Origin of the sequence: Frankia sp. CcI156, assembly GCF_001983015.1 — a bacterium.
Lineage (GTDB): Bacteria > Actinomycetota > Actinomycetes > Frankiales > Frankiaceae > Frankia > Frankia casuarinae.
Map to the genome: position 1 here is coordinate 18885 of NZ_MOMD01000055.1, position 19539 is coordinate 38423.

The following is a 19539-nucleotide window of genomic DNA, read 5'->3' on the forward strand; positions in this document are numbered from 1 at the left end:
TCGGGAGGGCGTGCCGGTAGTGCCCGGAATTCCAGTCGACCGCCGCCAGCGAACGGCCAGTCCCCACAGGGTCCATCGATTATTAACAAAGCTCCGAGGAGCTAAAGTCGGGCTGTGTTCTGGTACTGCCAGCAGGCCGCTGACCTGCACCAGCGTGCGAGTGGGGGGTAGCGGCTCAAGCAGGCGACCGGATTGGCTGACGGACGGGCCCACCGTCGGGGTGCTGGTCGGGCTGAAGGGGCCAGGTATAGATGAGCAGCGGCCACCGAAGATGCGGACCGCATGAGCAGCGGTGGTCAGGTCTACTTGAGTAGCGCGCTGACCAGGGCAAACGCCTCGCTGGCAGTTCGCTGGGCACTGCCGCAGCCGGCGATCCGCTGCTTAAGTATCCCGGCCGCGCACCTCGGAGCGCTGCTCAGATAGACGCGAACTCCCAGGTCCGGCTGCTCATTCTCAGCCGATCCCCACAACGGCTGCGGGGAAGGGCCAGATGGGCAGCGCGACGAAAGCGAGCACTGCGCAGGAGCGGCGGGGGCCGGGTCCACCTTGAGTAGCGCGCTGACCAGGTTGGATGTCTCGCTGGGCACGCGGGCCGGCGTTCCGGTACCTGCCCATGCTGGCAGTGTCCGCGGGAACGTCGCCTCGGTGGGCAGCAGGGCCCGGGGCGTTTACTTGCGAGCTGTCCCTATCACGGGATGCGGGAAAGATGAGCGGCGGCGACCGGGTAGGGGCGCTGCGCGGGCAGTGGAGTTCCTACCTTGAGTATGGCATCTGGCTGGTACGTGTCTCGCTGGCGGCTTGGGCTGCCGCTGCTGCGGGACCTGCTCACCGATTCCGATTTCACTCTCGGATATGCGATTTCGGATTTGTCGCATTGTTTGAGGGTCGGTTTCTTATTCTCGATGGGCTGCTGCCCACGCTACTCGCTGCCCCGATGGGCAGGGGTCGCGGTTGGTGGTCAGCCTCCGCCGGTGGTCAGTGCGGGCACGGAGATGACGCTGACCTGGGCGGTGGAGATGGTGGTGAGCCCGTTGAAGGTGCCGTTCTGGCCGCCGCCGGCCCAGGTGACGTTCCAGGTGACGGTGGCGGACACGGGGAAGACGCCGCCGGGTTCGTCTTCGGAGTCGGTGGTGTAGGTGTGGCCGCAGTCGGGGGAGGCGGCCGTCGGGTCGACGGTGGGCTGGTAGGGGGTGCCGGGGCCGGTGCAGCGCACGTCGGTGCCGTCGCCCATGGACCATACGACCTGCGCGGGGGTGGCGACCGCTTGCACCGAGACTCCGCCGGCGGCGGCGGTGGCGGAGACGGGTCGCCAGCTGGCGGGGTCGAGCCACATCCAGGTTGGTAGTCGCACGAGCTGCCGTCTGGTTGGGCTGAAGGCGATGGCGGGGCCTTGGAGGCGCAGTTGGTTGCGGGCCTGCTCGGCGAGGGTGGCCGGGTCGGGTGCGGTGGCTGTGGGGCCGGCCTGCCCGTCCGCGATCCATACCGGTGGCCGGTAGAGCGCGTCGTGCCATCCGTCGCCCTGGCACTGGTATACGTACCAGGCTCCGGGCTGCCCGTCTGCCGCGGTGGCGACGGGTTGCACCTGTGGCGCGCCGAGGCGGTCCAGGGCGGCGACGACGCGCGGTCGGCTGCCCTGTGGAGCTGGGCGGAAGGCTACCGGCCGGATCGGGTCGCCCTCGGGCTGGAAGTCGCTGCGCGTGTAGGCGCAGCCCGCGAGTTCCGAGGGGTCGAGTGAGAGGTCACCGGGCGGACGTGCGCTCTTCTCCCCGCCGCCGCGGCCGGTCGAGGTGCCGCCCGGCGGCCCGGGCCGGACGTCACGGCGGGGTGGTGTGGGCGCGGTGCCGTTCGTGCCGGCGCTTACCTCGCAGCCGGGGTGGGGGTTCTGCGCGCAGTCCGCGGTGGCGTAGCTGTCGGCGAAGGCGGGTGCTGTGGTCGCGAGGAAGCCCAGCAGGCAGGCGCCGATGAGGACGCTGCGGGTCAGCATGACCCGACCGGTTCGACCGCGTACCGGGTGACCTTCCATGATCCGTCCTGGTGCAGCCGAACCTCGGAGGTGACCGCCCGCCGGCCGCCGGGGTCGTCGGTGAACGACGGGCCGGCGGTGCGGTAGCGCAGCCAGTTCGCGCTGTCCGCGCAGTCGAACAGCATCACCGTCGTCGGTGCCTGGGTGGGGCTGACCGAGGTGACCTTCGGATGCAGTACCGGCGCGCCGCGCGACACCAGCCCGTTGTAGTGATCGGCGTACAGGCCCCCGGAGGCGACCTGCAACGCCGATCCGGAGGAGTAACGCGCGAGGTCCGCGGACCGCCAGTTCGAGGTGTGGCTGGCCTCGGCGATCGCGTGCCACAACCCGTCATACGCAGCGACCGCCCGCTGACCGGCGAGATCCGCCGGCGACGTCGGCGACGGCGACGCGGTCAGCCGCGAAGGAGCTGCCGGACCGGTCGAGGGCGCCACCGGTTCCGGCCCCGTGTCCTTACCCGAACTGCACGCCGCAACGGCCATCGTGACAGCCAGCAGCGCGCTGGCGGCCGTGTGACGGGCCAGATGGTGGCGACGGCCGGTCGCGGACGGAGAAGCCACAGCGTCCACCTCGCATCGACTGATGCCGGTCCGTCACCTCTACGCCGCGGACCGTCTCTTCTCCTAGCCTGCTCCGCCGGACTTCGAACCGTTCGTACCAACTTTTCAGTCAGTACGGCACGCCAGCATGATTTGACCCTTTCTAGCCAGCGAGCGACTGGTGCCCAGGGACCAGGAGGAGCCATCAGAACGGACCATTCACCGCTGGCAGCGGGAGAAAGGGGCCTCCAGGTCGCTGCCGTTGGCCGTGGTCGGCTCGGGCGTGACATCTGCGGTTGTCGGTGATCGGCGCCAGCTCCGTGTCCCATCCGCAGCTCGGTGGGGGCGTTTGCGGCCCGAAGCCGTGAGCGTGAGCGAGCGGCTGCGGCAGGGCGCGTCGGGGATGGCGAGCGCACGGAGGGGTCAGCGGTGGGCTCTGCGGCGGCGGGCTCGTCGACGTTCGGCAGCCTGGTGGCGTAGGTYGGTGAGGAGATGGGACACGRCCTCGTCGCGGGTTGGGTAGTGGCGTGCGGGAGGGAAGACCGAGGTGTGTCCTGGTGCCTGGGGAAGCCAGCCGCGCGGCCGGTTCCTGACCATGCCCGTATAGACGGGGCGCAGGGTGCCGCACAGCACGCCGTCGACCAGGACGCGGTAGCCGCTGCCGGTCCGTTCCAGGATGTACTCGCTGTCCTCAGTCAGTCCCGCCGCAGTGGCCAACGCCTGATCCATCTCCGACAACGGCGGCGTCGTCCGCGCACGCGGCGAACGCGCCGTACGAGGCCGGGCCGCGGCGGAAGGCGCGGCGGCCCTCTCCTGTGGGTCGGAGAACGGCGACGGGGGCGGCTCCTCCGAGATGACAACCATGGTTGTCGCCTGGTCCGAGACGATCTCCGGCGCGGCGGGTTCGGTCGGGGCTAGATCCAGTCTCTCCTCAGCGCCGCCGGAGTGCCGGGCTACCGCGCTCCCCTCCCGCCTCACCGCAGGCTCGACAACCCGAGTTGTCGAGTCGGAGGCCGTTGGCTTCGACACCTCAGGCGACGGGCGGCCAGCCGGGCTCCCCGTGCCCTCCAGCTCCTCCCCGACGACCCGCGGTGTCGCGGGCTGTCGGGCGTCCACGAGCCGGGGGAATCGCTTGCGGGCTCCTTGCCGTGTGATCCCGAGGGCGCGGCCGATATCGCCGTAGGACGCCCCCTCGGCCGCCGCCCGTGCCGCGAGCGTCCGGATCTCCGTCTCGATGGACCGCGCCCGTTCCCGGGCCTCGGCCAACGCGCCGAGCGCGGCCGTGCGCGCGTCATCGTCCACGCGACAACCGACGTTGTCGCGCCCGCCTTCGACAGTCATGGTTGTCGTCTCCTCCTGATCCCTGGTAGGGGATGACACGGGCCAGCGTGAGCAGCTGGCACAGCTGATCTTTTTCGGCCAGTGATCGCTGGCAGCCTGTGCCCGTGTCACAGCGCGGCAGGTCAGCCGTTGGTGGGCCAGGAAGGCTTGTCGTCCCCTGCCCTGCGCTCGCCCTGCGGCCCACGGTCGGTACGGCGTCCGGTTCGTCTCCGGCCCGGTCCCACGCGGTGTGGATCCGGTTTCGGCCCCTGGCCGGACCGAGTCCGGACCCGGACTTCACGGAAGCGGACAGCGGACTCTGGGCGATCCCGAGGCGAGTGCCTTCCTCCGCGGGCGACGCGGACCCCAAGCAGCGCGCCGCGGGACGTTCAGGCGACCGGTCAGCGATCACGTCGGCAGATGGGAGGCGAGGTCGGGGATGTTGGCGGTCAGAAGGCGGTGCAGCGCGGCGCCGGGGGTGCGCTGGAGCGAGTGGACGGGGCTGGTGAAGTACTCGGGGTCGTCGAAGACCGGTTCGCCGTTGGGTCGGCGGGTGAACGGGACGCGGCCGTAGTCGACGCCGTCGGTGTCGTCGCAGCTCATCCAGGTGATCGCCTCCTGCTCGTCGGCTTGGACGGGTGCGGTGTGYAGCGGCCGGGCCTGGATGATCTCGCCGTCGTCGTACCAGACCTGGGGAACGGCGAGGACCCACCGGTGGGTGGCGTTGCTCTGGGCCTGGGCCGCGGCGCGGATCTCGAAGGCGAGGGCGGTGGCCCAGCTGCAGAGGTAGTCGTAGTCGCTGACGATCAGGTTCCGTGTGCCGTGGAGTCCGAGGATCGCGGGCTGGTCGCCGGCGCGGACGGCGCGTTGCACGCGGGCGGTGATGTCCTCGATCAGGGTCCAGGTGTGGGTGTTCATGGGCTTTGTTGTCCTCTCCGGTGACGGTCGCGGCAGGGTCCGAGTCCGGTCCCTGCCTGCTATGCGGGTGCGGGCCGGTCCCGACCGTCCGCCTCGGCTGGACACGCCGCGCGCGCCGGCCGGTGGCGGTGCCGCCCCTTCACCTCTATGCGGGCCGTGCACGGCCCCGACCGTCCGGGYCGCGCCGAGAAGACGTGAGGTGAGGTGCCGCGGCCGATGGTGCCGGAAACAGCGACGGTCCCGCCGCATGCCGGGGGGTGGGCACGAGGGCGGGACCGTCGGCGAGCGTGGGGGCGGTCAGGCGGCGTTGTACTGCCCGTCCACACCGGTCGGGGGCATCGGCGGTGGCGGGCGCAGCCGCCCCTCGCGGGTCGGAGGGCTGGCGACGGCGTCCGTGCCGCTGGCGGCGAGACGGTTGGGCCAGAACTGGCCGAGGTGACGCAGGCTGAGGCGACCAGGCCCGGTCGGGCCCAGGGGAAGCCAGCGGGCGAGCGTGGGGTCGAGGTGGTCGTCGGTCGCGGTGAGGTCCGCGGCGGTGGTGGCCACGGGTACGAGGGMCGGCTGGCCGAGTCCACGGAGCGTGGGCGCCAGCGCTTTGCGGGCAGCGACCTCGCGGCGGGTGGTGGGAAACCAGAACAGCACCGGCGTGGTGATCCGGGTGGTGGTCGCGAGCTTGTGGTAGTCGAGGAGCTTCACGGCGAGGCGACGCGTCGCTTCGGTGCCCTGGTCGAGTTCGAGGAACCAGTCGAGCGTGACACCGCGCTCGGCCCAGCGGCCGTAGGCGTCGGGCCGCACGATGTCCCCGAACGCGAAGGCACAGCGCTCCTGCGACCACCAGGCGGTCAGCCGGGCGGCGCTGTCGGGCTGGCGGGCGTGGTGGACGAGGTGGGTGAACATCTCGTTGACCACGACACGGTGCGCGAGATGCAGGGAGTGGGCGATGCCCTTCGCCCGGTCATGCTGATAGCCGATCTTCTTCGGGTCCAGGTCGTCCTCGTGGGCCAGGACCGCCGCCCCGGCGACGTCGAGAATGTAGTGCATGGGCGCCAGGCCGCGGGACACCAGCGGTTGAAAGCGGTCGAGGACCCGCCACCGGTAGAGCCCCAGCAGGCGGATGTTCGCCGAGCGCTGCGACGTCCAGCCAAGCCGGGTGATCTGATGGGTGGTCAGTACCCGATGCTCCCCGACCATCCGGGCGAGCCACCGGTCCCGGGCAGTGAGATGGCGAACCAGCCAGAGCTGATGGTCGCCTCCGGTCACCGTGCGAGCGGAGGGCCGGGCGTAGGTACGGCGGCCGACATGACGCTGCTGCGGAGGATTCGTGATCATACGGTGGCGGCTCCCAACCCAGGACGGTGCAGGCGACGGCGACGAGAACGACGGCAGCCCGRAACCCGAGCAGCGGGACGGCGCGTGAGGCCGGAAGGCGCAGACAGTCGCGGCATTCCGTCGGACGCCCACCGCTGCGCACGCCCTCGAAGCAGCGCGGCAAGCATCGTRCCGTGCCGATGTCCGACGGGCACGCTCCGACGTCCATGGCAGCCCGGGACAGCACCGAGCGAACGCCGATGCTCAAACGGCCCCGCGCACCAGTTACATGACACGATCCACAAAAGCTAACCCGAATCGTCGCTTAATCCAACCGGCCACCCGTTACCCCGCCGCGCCCACCTCACCGCCTCCCAGAAAACCGTGTCCATAGCGCGAATCCGGGACCTGTCGGGTAGGGAGCGGATAGCCTCTGACCTGCGACATCACCCTTGATCGCCGACGTCACGCGGCTCTTCCTTTGGCGCACGGACGGGGGGTCCGGTGGGTAGGGGCAGCACGATCGCCACATGTCCGACAATCCAGAACGAAAGCCCCTCACTTGCTGTGACCCGAATCACGTCTCCGGTGGGGCTGGGTGTTCGACAACCGGGGCCGCCCGCTGTCGCGCCTCAGCGGAGTTCGAGGATGTGACGCACGTGGTGTTGCCGTGACGAGGTTGTCGGCCTGGAGGACGCGAGCTGCTTCGTCCGGCCCGCTCACGAACTTTGTTGGTGTGGCGAGGCGACCCTCGCGGCCCCCACAACGGAGTCGTACTCGGTCATGATCCGGCCGGTCGGAATACGGGTGGGGAAGCGCATCACCCGTCCACCCTCCCTCTCGATCACGTGACCCAGAGAGCCGACAAAGTCKTCGCCAAGATAGCCGGTCTCGTTGATGATCCATCCCTGGGGGAACTCGATGAGGCTCCAGGGCCGGATCGGATCGCTGCTCGGCCGTCCGAGGAACGCGACCGCGATCTCCCGGGCTCTTTCCGTGTCAATCATCGGCGTGCTCCGGGTATCCCCGGTCGACGACCGCGTCGTACTCGTGCAAGATCCGGCGGGGCGGYACGAACGAGGGGAAGCACATGACGCGGCCGGCGTTCTTCTCGATGACGTACCCCGCCGCGCCGACGTACTCCTCGGTGAGGTGCGCGGTCCTGTTGATCAGCCAGCCCTGGGGGAACTCCTGGAGACTCCAGGGCTGCTGCGGGTCCTCGGCGGGGCGGCCGAGCAGGGTGGCGGCGATCTCCTGTGCCCGCTGTTCGTCGATCACAGCTCACCCTCGGAGGCGAGGAGAGCCGCGCCGATCAGCGGCCCGTCCGGCCCGTAGGCGGCGGGGGTGAGAACGGCCCGGTCGGCCAGGCGGGGAACCGCCCGTTGGCGCAGCGCACGTTGGGCGGCGCCGAGGTAGCCGCTGTCGGGGCCGGCGGCGCTGAGGGCGGCCTGCGCGAGCCCCCCACCGATGGTGATCACGTCGGCGCCCAGAATGTTCAGGACGGTCGCGGCGGATACCCCCAGCCAGTAGCCGGCGGCCTCGAACGTGCGGCGGGCCGCCGGGTCGCCGTGTTGGGTCTTGTGGACGAGTTCGGCCACGGTCGGGACCCGTGTGCGCGGGGCTGGGGAGGTGCGCCGCGCCGCGGCGGGCTGTGACGGCTGGTAGCCGCGGCGCACGGCACGCGCGCCAGCGAGGGTTTCCACGCAGCCGGTGCGGGTGCAGGAGCAGCGCAGCGTGCTGACCGGGTCGACGAGAATGTGACCGAGACCGGCAGGGCCTGGCGGTGTGCCCTGCGCGAGCTGTCCGCCGATCGCGATGCCTCCACCGATCCCGGAGCCGAGCGCGAAGTGGACGTGGGTCCCGGTGCGCCCGCGCCGCCGGTATTCCGCCCAGGTCGCGGCGGCGCCGTCGTTGACGACATAGACCCGCCCTCGCAGGTCGGGGAAGAAGCCGGCGAGCAGGGTGGGCCAGTGGATGYGGGTGTAGCCCTGGATGGCCCCGGCGCGGATCACGGTGCCGTCGGCGTCGATCGCGCCGGCCGTCGCGATCGCGACCCGCTCGACCTCGACCGCGCCGGTCAGCGCCGCGAGGATGCGTTCCTGCACGGCGTGGAACGTCGGTGTCGGGGGGAGCCGCAGCACGGGAAGCGCGGTGACGATCTGGCAGGGCGGACCGGTATCGACGATCGCCTGTTTGATGGCCGACGCGCCGATGTCGAAAGCGTGGACTTTCATCGGTGCACCACCGTCCAGACACCCACCCCGATCATCCCTATGATCAGGGCGTTCCCCGTTCCCGCGATCAGGGCGGCGCGGACTTCGCGGTGGTGTCCCTGCCGCAGGGCCTGGCGGATCAGATCCGCGTACCACCCCAGGAGYAGGCTCATCGCCGCACTGACGGCGACGACGATTCCCACGCTGGTGAGCGTCATCCCGGTTCCTCCCCTCGTTCCCGCACCCGTCGTTCGCCGTCGGTGGTCGCGAGCGCCGCGCAGTACMTCTCGTAGAGAGGGCCGGCCCGCAGGCTGCGCCGCCAGAAGCCGGCCAGTACCTGCTGGTCGCGGTCGCAGTGCGCCGCCGCGAACGCCAGCGGCACGGCCCCGGCCAGGTCCGCGAGCCGCGCCCGCCCCTGTGTATCGATGTCTGCCATCCACGTGTCCCGCCCCTGGATGTGCGAGGCCGCTCCGCCCGCAGGGGCGACGGGCAGAGCGGCCGTCCTACCGGCACACGATCATGGACAGGAGGAAGGCGACGCCCAGGCCAACCGAGACGTAGACCAGCCCCCAGCCGGTCTGGCCGGCTTCGTCGACCGCTCTGCGTACGGCCGGGTCCATCTCCTCCCACCGTTCGCCGTCGTCCAGGTCGACGATCTGCCATCGCCGCCGGGCGTTCATCCGCGGATCGGCGGGGTGCCGGTGGCCGTGGCCATGAGCCGCCGGTAGACGGCGGGCGGTGTGGTCTCGGAGCCGAGGCGTCCTGGTGGTCTGTGGTAGCCGCTGCCACCGATCGGCAGCAGACGCAGCCCCCCGGCGACATCGAGCAGCCGGCGGCGGGTGTCTTCGTCATGCTCGGGGTGATCAACCTCGATGCCGGCCAGGCCGCGCGCCGCCAGATCCCTCAGAAGGTCCACGGGCAGCGACGCGCAGGGATAGGCGAGTGCGGCGACGCCTCCGGCGCCGCGGACCACGGTCAGCGCCGCTGTGATGTCCGGCTGCCGTGACGCGACGTGGAACGGGCCGCCGGCCCCGAGCCAGCCCCGTCCGAGCGCGGCGTCGAGGGTGGGCACGATGCCCGCGGCGACCAGGGCTGCCGCGATGTGCCTGCGGCCGACCGGTCCGCCCCGGGTCTGGGCGGCTACCTGCGGCCAGTCGATCGGGTAGCCCTCCATGTGCAGGAGGCGGACGGCGCGTCGTGCCCGCAGCTCGGCGCTGTCGCGGGCCCGGCCGAGCAGCTCGCTCACCGCCCGATCGTCGGGGTCGAACAGGTAGGAGAGCAGACGGACCGGCCTCGGCCGCCCACCGACGACCGCCTGGCAGGAGATCTCCACACCCGGCACCAGCGTCATCCTCGCCGGCAGCACCGCGGCCGCCGGATCGATCCCCGCCACCGTGTCCCGATCGGTGATCGCGAGAACCTTGACGCCGGCCACGACGGCCTGCGCGACCAGCTCGTGCGGCATCAGACTGCCACCGGACTCCGACGTGTACGCGTGAAGATCAATCATGGTGCCGTCCGGCCCTGGAAGTGGGGATGTCCACCCGTAGGCGAAGGAACGCCCCCCGCGTGGGCGCGCTCGCCCGCCTGCTCCCGGCTTCCGCGATCCATGGGCCGGTGCCGGGCCGGATCGGGGCCGGCAGGGACACCCCTACCGACCCCCTCCGGATCCTGCTCGCGGCGCGTACCGTGGCGGTCGCCAGCGCGGCACGCAGCTCGATCCGGCTGTAGGACGATCGCGCCGGTCCCAGCCGGTGGCCCCCGCGACGACGGTCGCCGCTGGTCATGCGGCCCGCTGGGCACGCAGAAACATGACCGGGGAATGCAGTCGTAGCGCACCATGGACGTCGACGGCCCGGTGGCAGGCCGCCGCGTACCGGCGTGCGACCCGCGCGTCGAGACCCACTCGCACCGCCGCCACCGGTGACGGGCCGACGGGTGTTGACGTGTACAGGTACTCCTCGACACCCTGGTGGTCCAGGTCGGCGGTCATCCGCAGCATGTTGACGTCGGCGGGGTGCAACCCGGGGCGGCCGGTGGACATCACCTCGATCAGCGGGTCCCACGGATGCGGCGCCTCGGCCACCGCTGCGCCGACAGCCCGGCCGATCCGCCGTGCGTCTTCGTCGGTGAGACCGGGCAGGTCGCTGGCGGGTTGACGCAGATGCGCCAGCGTCACGGTGAACACGACCTGCCCCGACCGGGTGAGAACCCGGCACGCCTCGTCGAGCAGCGAAGTCGGATCCGCCGGGGTGATGCCGTCGACGGCGACCATGTCCACCGCGCAGTCGGCGACGGGTAGCCCCGCCGCCAGGTCGGCCACGATCCGCCCGCCGCCGCTGTCCGCCTCGCCGATGGCGAGCGAGGGCACCAGGGCCACGACACGGGCGGCCTGACCCATCCCCGCGACGATGCCCGCGACCAGCGACAGACCACCGCCTGGCAGCAGCACCAGCACCCGAGGTGTGTGGATCATGGCTTGCGGGCAACCGCGCTGTAGATGCTCACCTGCGCGTCCGCCAGCTCCTCCACCGGCCCGCCCGGCCGCCACCGGTGCGCCACGACAAGGCCCGGGTTCACCAGGTCCAGCCCGTCGAAGAACCGTGCCACCTCCGCGCGGCTTCGCAGCTGCCCGGCGATGCCCTGCGACCGGTAGGAGTCGGCCGCCCGGGCCACCGCCGGGTCGAAGTCGCCGGTGGCGTGGCTGAGCATCAGGTAGCTGCCCGCCGGCAACGCGTCCATCAACCTGGCCACGATCGCGTACGGCTCCGCCACGTCGGGGAAGAAGTGCAGGATTGCGATCAGGGACAGGGCCACCGGCCTGGTCAGGTCGAGCGTGTCCGCGAGCACCGGCGAGGACAGGATCGACTCCGGGTCCGCGAGATCGGCCTCCACGTAGGCCGTGCGTCCCGCCGGCGTGCTGGTCAGCAGCGCCCGCGCATGGGTCAAAACCAGCGGGTCGTTGTCGACGTACACGATGCGCGCGTCCGGGGCGACGCCTTGGGCGACCTCGTGGGTGTTGTCGGTTGCCGGCAGCCCGGTGCCGATGTCGAGGAACTGCCGTATCCCGCAGTCGGCTGCCAGGAAGCGCACCGCGTTGCGCAGGAACGCCCGGTTCACGAGCACACCTTCATGGATCGGGCACTGTCCGGATCATGGCCTCGGCGACAGCCTGGTCCGCCGGGTAGTTGTTCTTGCCGCCGAGCCAGTAGTCGTAGATCCGGGCCAGGTGCGGCACCTCGGGCCGCAGACCCGTCGGCACCGCCGCCTCCGGAACCGCCGACTGGAAGTTCCAGCCAGCGACCGCGCTGTCCTGTTCCGCCACTGCTGTCATACCCCTTGTCGACTCAGCCGGGATTGGTGATCGTTTCGTTGTGGTCCAGACACGCTAGGGGAGCCTTCGCGTGAACCCCTGCCCGTCCCGAGGCGGCCTCGGCAAAGGGCGCCGTCCCGCCGGGCGTTGGCTACGAAGCCACTGGGCGGTGCCCGCGGGGTCGTCGCCGAGGACGGGCAGATCCGTGATCAGGCCGTCGACCCCGGCGACACTGAGCGGCCCCACGGTGCGCGCACCGACCCCTCCCTCGGCCAGGAGACGCACCGTGTGCTGGTGCCCGGTCGCCTCAACGAGTCTGCGAGCAGCGTGCAGGCGGCGCAGAGCGGCCAKGGTCAGCGCGGCGTCCCGCGCGCCGCCAGGTGTGCAGACGACCACGAGCACGTCGATCGCGCCGAGGTAGGGGCGGGCATCGACGACCCGGGTGTCCACCCCGAGTGCCAGGCCCGCTGCGTTGCCGTTGTCGCGAATGCGATGCAGGGCACGCGCGACGTCATCGATCTCGGCTGGCACCGTGATCAGATCGGCGCCCGCGGTCGTGACCGCGTCGATGAGCGCTATCGGCCGGCGCGCCAGCAGGTGGGCGTGGAACGGGACCGTCGTCCGAGGGCGCAGGGCCGCAAGCATCGCCGGGGAGAACATCAGGTCAGGCCCGAAGGACCCGTCAGCGATGTCGAAGTGGACCACGTCAGCGACGCCGCTGGTCCGATCGAGCTCCACCCCGAGCGCGGCCAGATCCGCCGACCACAGCGACACGTCAAGCAGAAGCCGACCATGGGGAAGTGCAGCCGGCCAACCGGTCGGCCGGCTCGCCGAGGGCGTCTGCTCCGTCGTCATCGGCTGCGCAACCTCTCGACCCCGGGGAATGTTCGAGATCATGGTTGCAGTCGTCGCGAGGCTGGTCATTCCCCCGCGCACGAAGAAACCATTCGCGCCATTGCACGCTGCTGACCAGCGATGATGGTTCACCGACAGGCGACTTCTTCCACCGCATGAATCCGGTTTTGGAGATCGCCAAGGACCGTATGCTGGGCGAATGGCCTTGAAAGCGCGTCTACGGGGCAGGGAGACCGACCTCGCCCTGCTCTCGCGGGTCCTGCCCACGGGTGACACTCAGGTCGTCCGCGACGCGGAGGACTACTACCTCACCTCGCCGGCGGTGGACTACCGGCCCGAGGGCACGGACTTCCACGAGGCAGCGGCTGAGGTKCTCGCCTGGGTCAACGGCATCGGCTGGCTGAACAGCACCGGCTTCCACGCCGTCGAGCTGACCGGGATGTACGACGACGGTGATCGACGTCATGCCGTCCTCACGCCCAAGACGATCAGATTGACCACCCGCATCGGGAGCGTCGTCATAGGAGGAGACGCGGTGGCCTCCGAGCCGCCACCGCCGCCGGGCCCTCCGCAGGCGGCTGCCGCGGCCCGCGGTCCGGCGCTCGCTGAGGCCCTGGCGATTCTCGGCCGGACCACGCACCTTGGGTGGGTCGAGCTCTACAAGGTGTGGGAGATCATGCAGGACGGCCGCGACCCGGTCGCATTCGGCTGGGTGACGAAAGCCGAGGCGCGGGCGTTCACGCAGGCCGTAACCATCCCGGCATCAGCGGGCAGGCCGCACGCCACGCCCGGATGCCCGGCACCCCGAGCAAGACGTCGGCCATGGACCTCGCCGAAGGTCAAGCCTTCGTACGGCGGGTGGTCCTCGCCTGGATCGCGGCGGAATCGAACTGACGCCGGCGACCTATGGCTGGAGCTGCCGGGGAGCAACGACAGCGGCGACGGCCATCGCGGCATGGTCGCTGAGGCCGTGGTGGCGGGGGGCGTGGACGTAGTCGCAGCGGGTCAGGTCGAGCCGGTCGGTGGTGAGGAAGGTGTGGTCGAAGCGGTAGCCGTTGCCGCCGCGGCCGTACCAGCTGTGGCCGGGGGCGTCGGGGTGCAGGGTGCGGTAGGCGTCGGTGAGGCCGGCGTCGGTGAAGGAGCGGTAGAAGTCGTGCTCCCAGCGGCCGAAGACCGGGTAGTGCGGGACGTGGCCGGGTTCGACGACGTTGAGGTCGCCGGTGACCACGACCGGCCCGTCGAAGCCGGCAAGGACGCCGGGCAGGGCGCGGGTGACGGCGTGTTGGAAGGCGCGCTTGTTCTCGTTGCGGCGTGCGGCCGGCCCGCGGGACGGGACGTAGAGGCCGACCAGGCGCAGTCGCTGTCCGCCGACCCACAGGTCGACGGCGGGTGCGCGGTGGGCAAGCACGTCGATGCCGGCGGGCACGGGTTCGAGGGGCGTATGGCGGGAGGCGATGACCGTGCTGTAGTCGGGCTGGTCCGGCCGCGGGGCGTGGAGGTGGGTGTAACCGTGCTGGGCGAGCGCGTCGAGGAGCGCGTGGCGACCGGGTCCGTGGCCGACCTCGGTGAGCACGACGAGGTCCGCGTCGGGTTGCTGTCCGAGCCAGGCTGCTTGGCGGCGGGCCCGGTCGGGTGCGGCGTGCTGGGCGTTGAACGTGACGAGCCGCAGCTCGGTCGTGGATGTGGGAGCGACCGGCGTGGGCGGGTTCGGGAACAGGGACTGCTGCGGGTTCATTCGGGCAGGGCCGTTTCGTCGAGGAAGACTTCGCCGGCGGCGTCGAGGTCCTGCTGGAGCTGGCCGAGAGTGGCGCGGACGAAGCTGAGGTCGTCGCCGGACAGCGGTGTGTCGAGGGCGGTGAGGTTCTCGCGGACCTGGTCGGGGGTGGTGAAGCCGACAAGGACGGCCGCGCTGTCGGCGCGCTGGAGGCTGTAGGCCAGTGYCACCCGGACCAGGTCGCGGGTCGACGGGCCGAACCGGTCGCGCAGAGGTGCAAGGTGGCGCTCGACGAGTGCGAGGGCATCCGGGGTATACCAGCGTTTGCGTTGCCGATGATCCCCGGCACCGARCTGGGGTGGCCGACGCGGGTCGTGCTTACCGGTGAGCAGGCCCTGCCCGAGCGGCTTGTTGATCAGGATGCTGATGTGGTGGTCGGCGGCGAGGGTGAAGATGTCCGGCTGGCCGGCGGGCGGCGGTGGGGTCAGCGGGTTGTGTCGGACGGCGAGGAAGTCGGGACGGATTCGCTCGAACAGGACCCGGAACCGGGCGTGCTTGTCCGGCCGATCGGATCGTGGCTGTATGAGCCGGTCAGGGGCGTAGCGGTGCGGGCCGCGCATCCCGACGCAGCGCACCAGGCCCTGGCGTTGGAACTCGCGCATCTGGGCGACGGCGCCGTCGAGGTAGCGGTCGTCGGGGCCGAACTCGCTGGTGTGGAAGAAGTAGATGTCGAGCCGGTCGGTGCGCAGGTTCTCCAGGCTGGTCTCCAGCTGGCGGCGCATCGCGGCGGGCAGATAGGCGTGGGCGGCGGTGCCCGCAAAGTAGCCGACCTTGGACGACAGCACGAGACTGTCCCGGTCGACCTGCTCGACGAGGTGGCCGAGGAGACGTTCGGAGTGGCCGTGGCCATAGACGTCGGCGGTGTCGAACAGGTTCGCACCCAGGGTGTAGGCGAGTTCTAACCCCGCGCGGGAGGCGTGGTCGTCGGCGGTGGACCAGCCCATCGGCAGGCCCAGGTTGTGGTCGGGTCCGCCGATGGCCCAGCAGCCGACGCCGATCGGGTGCACCGTCAGCCCGCCGGCCAGCGCGCGGGGCGCGGGAAAACGTTCTTCCGTCATCTCGTTCACCTCATTGTCTGCCGACGATTGCTGGACGGGCCTGTGCATGGGCGCCGCTGACTGTGACGTTAAGGTCACCGGCATGACGACTCCGGACCCTGACACCCCGCTGAACCTGGATGCGATCAGGGCGAAGGGGTGGGCCGACCGCAGCGACTTCCCCACCGCCGAGTTCGACCGCGCCGAGGCGTTCTACACGGCGATGCGCGCCCACGACGAACGCCTGCACGCGGTGCGCGCGAGGGCGTCGGAACTCATCGAGCGGTGGACCGGGCATCGGCCGCGGGACGTCGGCTCGTTCGGAACCCGGTTGAACCTGGAGACCTCGGATCTGGATCTGGGCATCGGCTACCCGGTGGAACGCCGTGCCGAGCTGATGGCCACGCTCGACGGGACCGCCCGCTTCCTCGGCGAGCGCTACACCAGCTTCTCCACCACCCGGCTGGTGTTCAGCTTCACCGTGGACGACGTCGAGATCGACCTGAGCGCGCTGACCGTGGACGACTTCGCGGTCGCCTGCCGAATGCTCGACCAGATCGACGAGGCGATGAGCCACGACGAGCGGGTGTGTCACACCTGGGTCAAGCACCTGCTGCGCCAAGCCGGCCGGCTGGAGGACTACGCGGCCTGGAAGCTGGTCACCTACGCCCGGTTCTGCCCAGAGTTCAACTGGGTGCCGATCCCGGAAAAGACCGGCGCCTGATCTTCCGATTCGGGTCCGCCGGTCAGCTGGCACAGGCGTCCGCCGCGTTGATCAGCGTCCAACCGCCGGCTGCGGACCATCGCCGGTGTTCGGTGACGAGCAGTGCGGCGTGTTCCCGGCCGAGAACAGGCAGCAGGTCGTGCACAGCGGCGGCGAGGACGCCCCGCAATAGAGCGAGACGGTTCTCAATCCGCTGCCAGATCCGCACGTCCAGGATCGCCTCGGCCGTCGGATCACGGTGCAGCGGGCGGGTGTCGAGTTCGGTGATCAGGTCGCCGAGGACCGTGTAGCTGGCGTCCTTGAGCACGCCGCGGGCCTCACGCACCTGACGGCGCGGGGCGCCGTCGAGGACCTTCTCCAGCGACTTGAACGTGTAGTCGAGGGCGAAGTGCCGGTCGACCCAGCGCTGCGCCCAGCTGGCGGCTACTCCGATCCGCCAGTCGGCGTAGCGGGCCTCTACCCGGCCCATCGACGGCGTCACCGCCCCGGCAAGTCCAGCCTGCTGGACTCGGCGGGTGTAGGCGGCGCCGATCAGGCACTCCATGCTGACCAGCAGGTAGGAGATCCCCTGGTAGAACGGCTGGCCCGTGCCCGCCGCCGCGGCGAACCGAGCGTCCCGGACTCCGCGGACGACCTCGGCGGGCGAAAGATCGGGTTGCGGGGCCAGGAGCAGATCGGTGCGGCCCTGGAACGCATGTGTGGCCTTCAGCTCGTCGAGGGTCATCAGCGGGTCGAAGGTGATGTAGGTGAACCGGGTCGGGACGCCGAGTGCGGACAGGGTACGGACAGCCAGCAGGTTCTGCTCGCCCGTGGTGTCCTTCGCGAACCGGTCCAGAATGCTGTCGACGCCGGACTCGACGCCGAACAGCATCCGCCGCAGGCCCCGGGCGACCAGCGCCCGCCACATCTCGGCGCGTTCGACGTGCCAGCCATGGCTCTGGTCGGGGTCGACGACCTGGTCGACGCGGCAGCTGGATTCCCACCCGAACCCCGCCCGGTGCAGCAGACTGGCCAGCTCTAACGCCCTGCTGGTCGCGTCGGGGGCGCGACCGAGGAATTCCTCGTCAACCAGGTACAACGTCCGCGACACCTGCGGGTAGCGCTCGAAGACCGCCGAAAGCTCACCCAGGAGCCACGGCAACCGGCCCGTACCGGCCCCCACCCAACTGCCCTTGTGGTCGCGTGGGCAGAACGAGCAGTAGCTGGTGCAGCCCCGGCTGGTCTCCAACTGCGCGACACCGTGACGGTCGAACGTCGCCGGCAGCAGATCGAGTTCCGGAACGACGTCGGCCGTCACGTCCCGGGTGACGGGCTTCGCGGTCCGCCGCCGCCCGACCGCCAGCCCACCCCCACGTGGTGCCCCCGCGTACCCCAGTCCGGGCACGTCGTCGAGGCCGCAGTCGCCGTGCCAGTGCGCCAGCAACGCGCCGATCGTCGCCTCGCCACCCGCCCTGGCGACCAGCAGCGACGGGAACCTGTCCAGCAGGACCCGCTCGACCCGCAGGGTGAGACTGCCACCGGCGACGACCAGCGGCGGATCATCCTGGGCGTAGACCGATTCCAGCAGCTCGACGAGCAGGTCGTACTGGCCGAACGTCGCCGAGACCCCGAGGATGTCCGGCCGGTCGCCGTCGATGCGGGCGACGAGGCCATCGAGGGAGAGCCCGAGCTGCATGTCGGCCAAGGCCACTGTTCCGAGCAACGTGTCCCGGGCCGCCCGCGCCACCGTGCTGATCCCCAACGGAAACCGCGGYAGCGGGAACGTCTCCGGGTGATACAGCGCCGCTAGCAGGGCGCTGGGCCGCGACAGCCGCCACACGGCCCGCTCGTCCAGGTGGGCCAGCGACAGCCACGACGCCGGGTCCTCCAGGATCAGTTGTTCGCGCGTCCACGCTGGCCAGGCCCGGGAGCGGTGTGGCTGGCCGGAGAGATCCGCGACGACCCACCGGCCGTCGGTCCGCTCGACGACGGCCAGACGGCGATCGAGCGGTCCCGCGATCCGGACCCGACCCACGTGGCCGGCGCACCGCTGCTCTACCCAGCCACGGAACACAGCCGGATCGAGCAGCAACTCCCACCGATCCGGAGACGGGAAGTCGGGACGCRCGCCGGCGCTGCGTAGGGCGACGGACAAGCGAGCCAAGGGCTCATGTGGATGCTGCTCCACGGCTATGCCTTCCGGAGGGACGGCGCTCGACCGCGATGCGGGCGCCCGTTACCGGAGCAGCCTCGGCGGCCTGCGGGTAGCTCCTGTCACTGTCCGCCGCCGCGACTTGCTAATCATTCCCCGTTCCGCGAAGAAGTTCGTTCGGCGCCGCGCTATGCCGCTACCTGCGCAGACGGCGACATACGGCGCCGTAACTTCCACGACGATCTCGGATCTCACGCGGAATTGTTCGTGGATACCGAATGCCCATCCGAACGTGGAGGCGCGCCCGGGGTCACACCCAGGCCGGGATCGAGTTGGCGCTGATGGGGCGTGCGACGCTGGCCGGTCCGGTTCGCTTTCTTGGGCAGCACTGGCGACGGCGCAGACCTACAGATGCACCGGGATCGCCCGGTGCTTCACCGGTTTGGGTCATGTTGACCCTCGCACGCCGCCTGCCTCGCTGGAATCCCGACGACCGCGCCCAGCCGACGACAACGTCAGTTGCGTACATCGCGGGTCAACCCAGCCCGCTCCTGGTCGAGGACCGGCGCTCGTTCAGGCTTGTGGCTATGGCGCGCGTGGTTCATGCGGGTGGTTCGAGGCGGCCGGGGTGGGCCCGGCGAGTGCGGCTGGGCGCGGTCGGACACGCCGACGCCTCCACGGTGAGATCGGACGGCCGGTGCCCTATGCTGACATCTCGGATCGGCCACAACATCTGGCACTGCTCGGGATGTGGTGGCGCTATCTGTTGTGATCGTCTCCGGATGTGAGTATGCGGCATCGACGCGCCGATCGAGAGGAACGTGTTGTGGTTGACGCAACATCAACGATGGGAACCCAGCCGCCCAGTGGCGTGGCACGGCGCGCGCCACGGCATCGCGAGTCCGTGACGAGGTCGTTCACGGTGGGCGGCGCTTACGGCTTCGTCATCACGTCCCTGCACGCTGACGGTTCGCTGGCGGACGTCAATCTGATCATGGCGAAGCAGGGGTCGACCMTGCGCGGGATGACCGAGACCCTCTCGTTGGCGATCTCGACTGGTCTGGCGCACGACGTACCGCTGGTGACGTTCGTTCGGCAGTTCATAGACCTGCGGTTCGAGCCGGCGGGGCTAACCGACGACGCGGAGATCCCACAGGCCACGTCGATCATCGATTATGTGGTGCGGCGTCTGGCCTTGGATTTCCTGYCGTTGGAGGAGCGGGCCGCGTTGGGTGTGCTCACGCCGTCGGAGCGCGCCACGGTGGCGACCGGGGTGACGCCGGTGCCGAAGGTTTGGTCGGACACGCCGGGGATGCCGATGTTCGTACCGTTCGAGATCCCGGTCCAGGTCTCGCGCTGAGGGGCCTTCTGCCTGCTGGATTGT

Annotated in this window: 22 protein-coding genes; 3 read left to right on the forward strand and 19 right to left on the reverse strand. The window is 70.5% G+C overall.

Annotated features, from left to right (window positions below; translation table 11 throughout):
* Positions 1 to 958: 958 nt before the first annotated feature.
* From CcI156_RS18500 to CcI156_RS25860, 12 genes are all read right to left on the reverse strand, one after another.
* Complete coding sequence (locus tag CcI156_RS18500) at positions 959 to 1984, reverse strand: hypothetical protein (RefSeq protein WP_035941819.1); 1026 nt, start codon at positions 1982 to 1984, stop codon at positions 959 to 961.
* Positions 1978 to 2583 (reverse strand): hypothetical protein, encoded by a 606-nt coding sequence (locus CcI156_RS18505; protein ID WP_011436221.1) that lies wholly within the window; start codon positions 2581 to 2583, stop codon positions 1978 to 1980. The genes CcI156_RS18500 and CcI156_RS18505 overlap by 7 nt, the downstream gene beginning before the upstream one ends.
* A gap of 402 nt (positions 2584 to 2985) precedes the next feature.
* Complete coding sequence (locus CcI156_RS18510) at positions 2986 to 3903, reverse strand: hypothetical protein (RefSeq protein ID WP_076807154.1); 918 nt, start codon at positions 3901 to 3903, stop codon at positions 2986 to 2988.
* A 387-nt stretch (positions 3904 to 4290) separates the two neighbouring features.
* Positions 4291 to 4800, reverse strand: a complete 510-nt coding sequence (locus tag CcI156_RS18515) for a hypothetical protein (protein ID WP_011436223.1) — start codon at positions 4798 to 4800, stop codon at positions 4291 to 4293.
* Positions 4801 to 5097: 297 nt separating this feature from the next.
* Positions 5098 to 6129: a replication-relaxation family protein gene (locus CcI156_RS18520; protein ID WP_076807156.1), complete on the reverse strand. Its 1032-nt coding sequence runs from the start codon at positions 6127 to 6129 to the stop codon at positions 5098 to 5100.
* Positions 6130 to 6827: 698 nt separating this feature from the next.
* Positions 6828 to 7115: a hypothetical protein gene (locus CcI156_RS18525; protein ID WP_076807158.1), complete on the reverse strand. Its 288-nt coding sequence runs from the start codon at positions 7113 to 7115 to the stop codon at positions 6828 to 6830.
* Positions 7108 to 7386 (reverse strand): hypothetical protein, encoded by a 279-nt coding sequence (locus CcI156_RS18530; protein ID WP_011436226.1) that lies wholly within the window; start codon positions 7384 to 7386, stop codon positions 7108 to 7110. The genes CcI156_RS18525 and CcI156_RS18530 overlap by 8 nt, the downstream gene beginning before the upstream one ends.
* The gene (locus CcI156_RS25840; RefSeq protein ID WP_076807160.1) at positions 7383 to 8342 is read right to left on the reverse strand and encodes an ROK family protein; all 960 of its coding nucleotides are present in this window, start codon (positions 8340 to 8342) and stop codon (positions 7383 to 7385) included. The genes CcI156_RS18530 and CcI156_RS25840 overlap by 4 nt, the downstream gene beginning before the upstream one ends.
* A complete protein-coding gene (locus tag CcI156_RS25845) occupies positions 8339 to 8539 on the reverse strand; it encodes a hypothetical protein (RefSeq protein WP_023841614.1) in 201 nt (66 codons plus the stop codon). Before CcI156_RS25845 ends, CcI156_RS25840 begins: the two co-directional genes overlap by 4 nt.
* Positions 8536 to 8757, reverse strand: a complete 222-nt coding sequence (locus CcI156_RS25850) for a hypothetical protein (protein WP_076807162.1) — start codon at positions 8755 to 8757, stop codon at positions 8536 to 8538. The genes CcI156_RS25845 and CcI156_RS25850 overlap by 4 nt, the downstream gene beginning before the upstream one ends.
* A gap of 67 nt (positions 8758 to 8824) precedes the next feature.
* On the reverse strand, positions 8825 to 9001 hold the full coding sequence (locus CcI156_RS25855) for a hypothetical protein (protein ID WP_023841616.1): 177 nt from the start codon (positions 8999 to 9001) through the stop codon (positions 8825 to 8827).
* Positions 8998 to 9831, reverse strand: a complete 834-nt coding sequence (locus CcI156_RS25860) for a PHP domain-containing protein (RefSeq protein WP_011436229.1) — start codon at positions 9829 to 9831, stop codon at positions 8998 to 9000. Before CcI156_RS25860 ends, CcI156_RS25855 begins: the two co-directional genes overlap by 4 nt.
* A gap of 59 nt (positions 9832 to 9890) precedes the next feature.
* Between CcI156_RS25860 and CcI156_RS25865 the strand changes: the two genes are divergently transcribed.
* Positions 9891 to 10052, forward strand: a complete 162-nt coding sequence (locus CcI156_RS25865; protein ID WP_157493461.1) for a hypothetical protein — start codon at positions 9891 to 9893, stop codon at positions 10050 to 10052.
* Positions 10053 to 10104: 52 nt separating this feature from the next.
* Here CcI156_RS25865 and CcI156_RS18555 read toward each other — a convergent pair whose 3' ends face one another.
* The 6 genes from CcI156_RS18555 to CcI156_RS18580 all read right to left on the reverse strand — a co-directional run bounded on the left by CcI156_RS18555 (position 10105) and on the right by CcI156_RS18580 (position 15321).
* A complete protein-coding gene (locus CcI156_RS18555) occupies positions 10105 to 10797 on the reverse strand; it encodes a hypothetical protein (RefSeq protein WP_011436230.1) in 693 nt (230 codons plus the stop codon).
* The gene (locus CcI156_RS18560) at positions 10794 to 11441 is read right to left on the reverse strand and encodes an SAM-dependent methyltransferase (RefSeq protein ID WP_011436231.1); all 648 of its coding nucleotides are present in this window, start codon (positions 11439 to 11441) and stop codon (positions 10794 to 10796) included. Before CcI156_RS18560 ends, CcI156_RS18555 begins: the two co-directional genes overlap by 4 nt.
* Positions 11442 to 11451: 10 nt before the next feature.
* Positions 11452 to 11655 carry an SAM-dependent methyltransferase gene (locus CcI156_RS27875; protein ID WP_023841618.1) on the reverse strand — a complete coding sequence of 68 codons (204 nt, stop codon included), beginning with the start codon at positions 11653 to 11655 and terminating at the stop codon, positions 11452 to 11454.
* 54 nt (positions 11656 to 11709) lie between these two features.
* Positions 11710 to 12489 carry a ribulose-phosphate 3-epimerase gene (locus CcI156_RS18565; protein WP_083718656.1) on the reverse strand — a complete coding sequence of 260 codons (780 nt, stop codon included), beginning with the start codon at positions 12487 to 12489 and terminating at the stop codon, positions 11710 to 11712.
* A gap of 904 nt (positions 12490 to 13393) precedes the next feature.
* Entirely contained in the window at positions 13394 to 14224 is an 831-nt protein-coding gene (locus tag CcI156_RS18575) for an endonuclease/exonuclease/phosphatase family protein (RefSeq protein ID WP_011436236.1), read from the reverse strand.
* The gene (locus tag CcI156_RS18580; protein WP_076807195.1) at positions 14221 to 15321 is read right to left on the reverse strand and encodes an aldo/keto reductase; all 1101 of its coding nucleotides are present in this window, start codon (positions 15319 to 15321) and stop codon (positions 14221 to 14223) included. Before CcI156_RS18580 ends, CcI156_RS18575 begins: the two co-directional genes overlap by 4 nt.
* 82 nt (positions 15322 to 15403) lie before the next feature.
* On the opposite strand from CcI156_RS18580, the gene CcI156_RS18585 reads away from it, so the two are divergent.
* Entirely contained in the window at positions 15404 to 16024 is a 621-nt protein-coding gene (locus CcI156_RS18585) for a hypothetical protein (RefSeq protein ID WP_035733777.1), read from the forward strand.
* Positions 16025 to 16046: 22 nt separating this feature from the next.
* On the opposite strand, the gene CcI156_RS18590 is transcribed toward CcI156_RS18585, so the two are convergent.
* Positions 16047 to 17843, reverse strand: a complete 1797-nt coding sequence (locus CcI156_RS18590) for a radical SAM protein (RefSeq protein ID WP_035733813.1) — start codon at positions 17841 to 17843, stop codon at positions 16047 to 16049.
* A gap of 1234 nt (positions 17844 to 19077) precedes the next feature.
* Here CcI156_RS18590 and CcI156_RS18595 point away from each other — a divergent pair.
* Positions 19078 to 19515, forward strand: a complete 438-nt coding sequence (locus tag CcI156_RS18595; protein WP_254847510.1) for a ribonucleotide reductase — start codon at positions 19078 to 19080, stop codon at positions 19513 to 19515.
* The last annotated feature ends 24 nt before the right edge of the window (positions 19516 to 19539 follow it).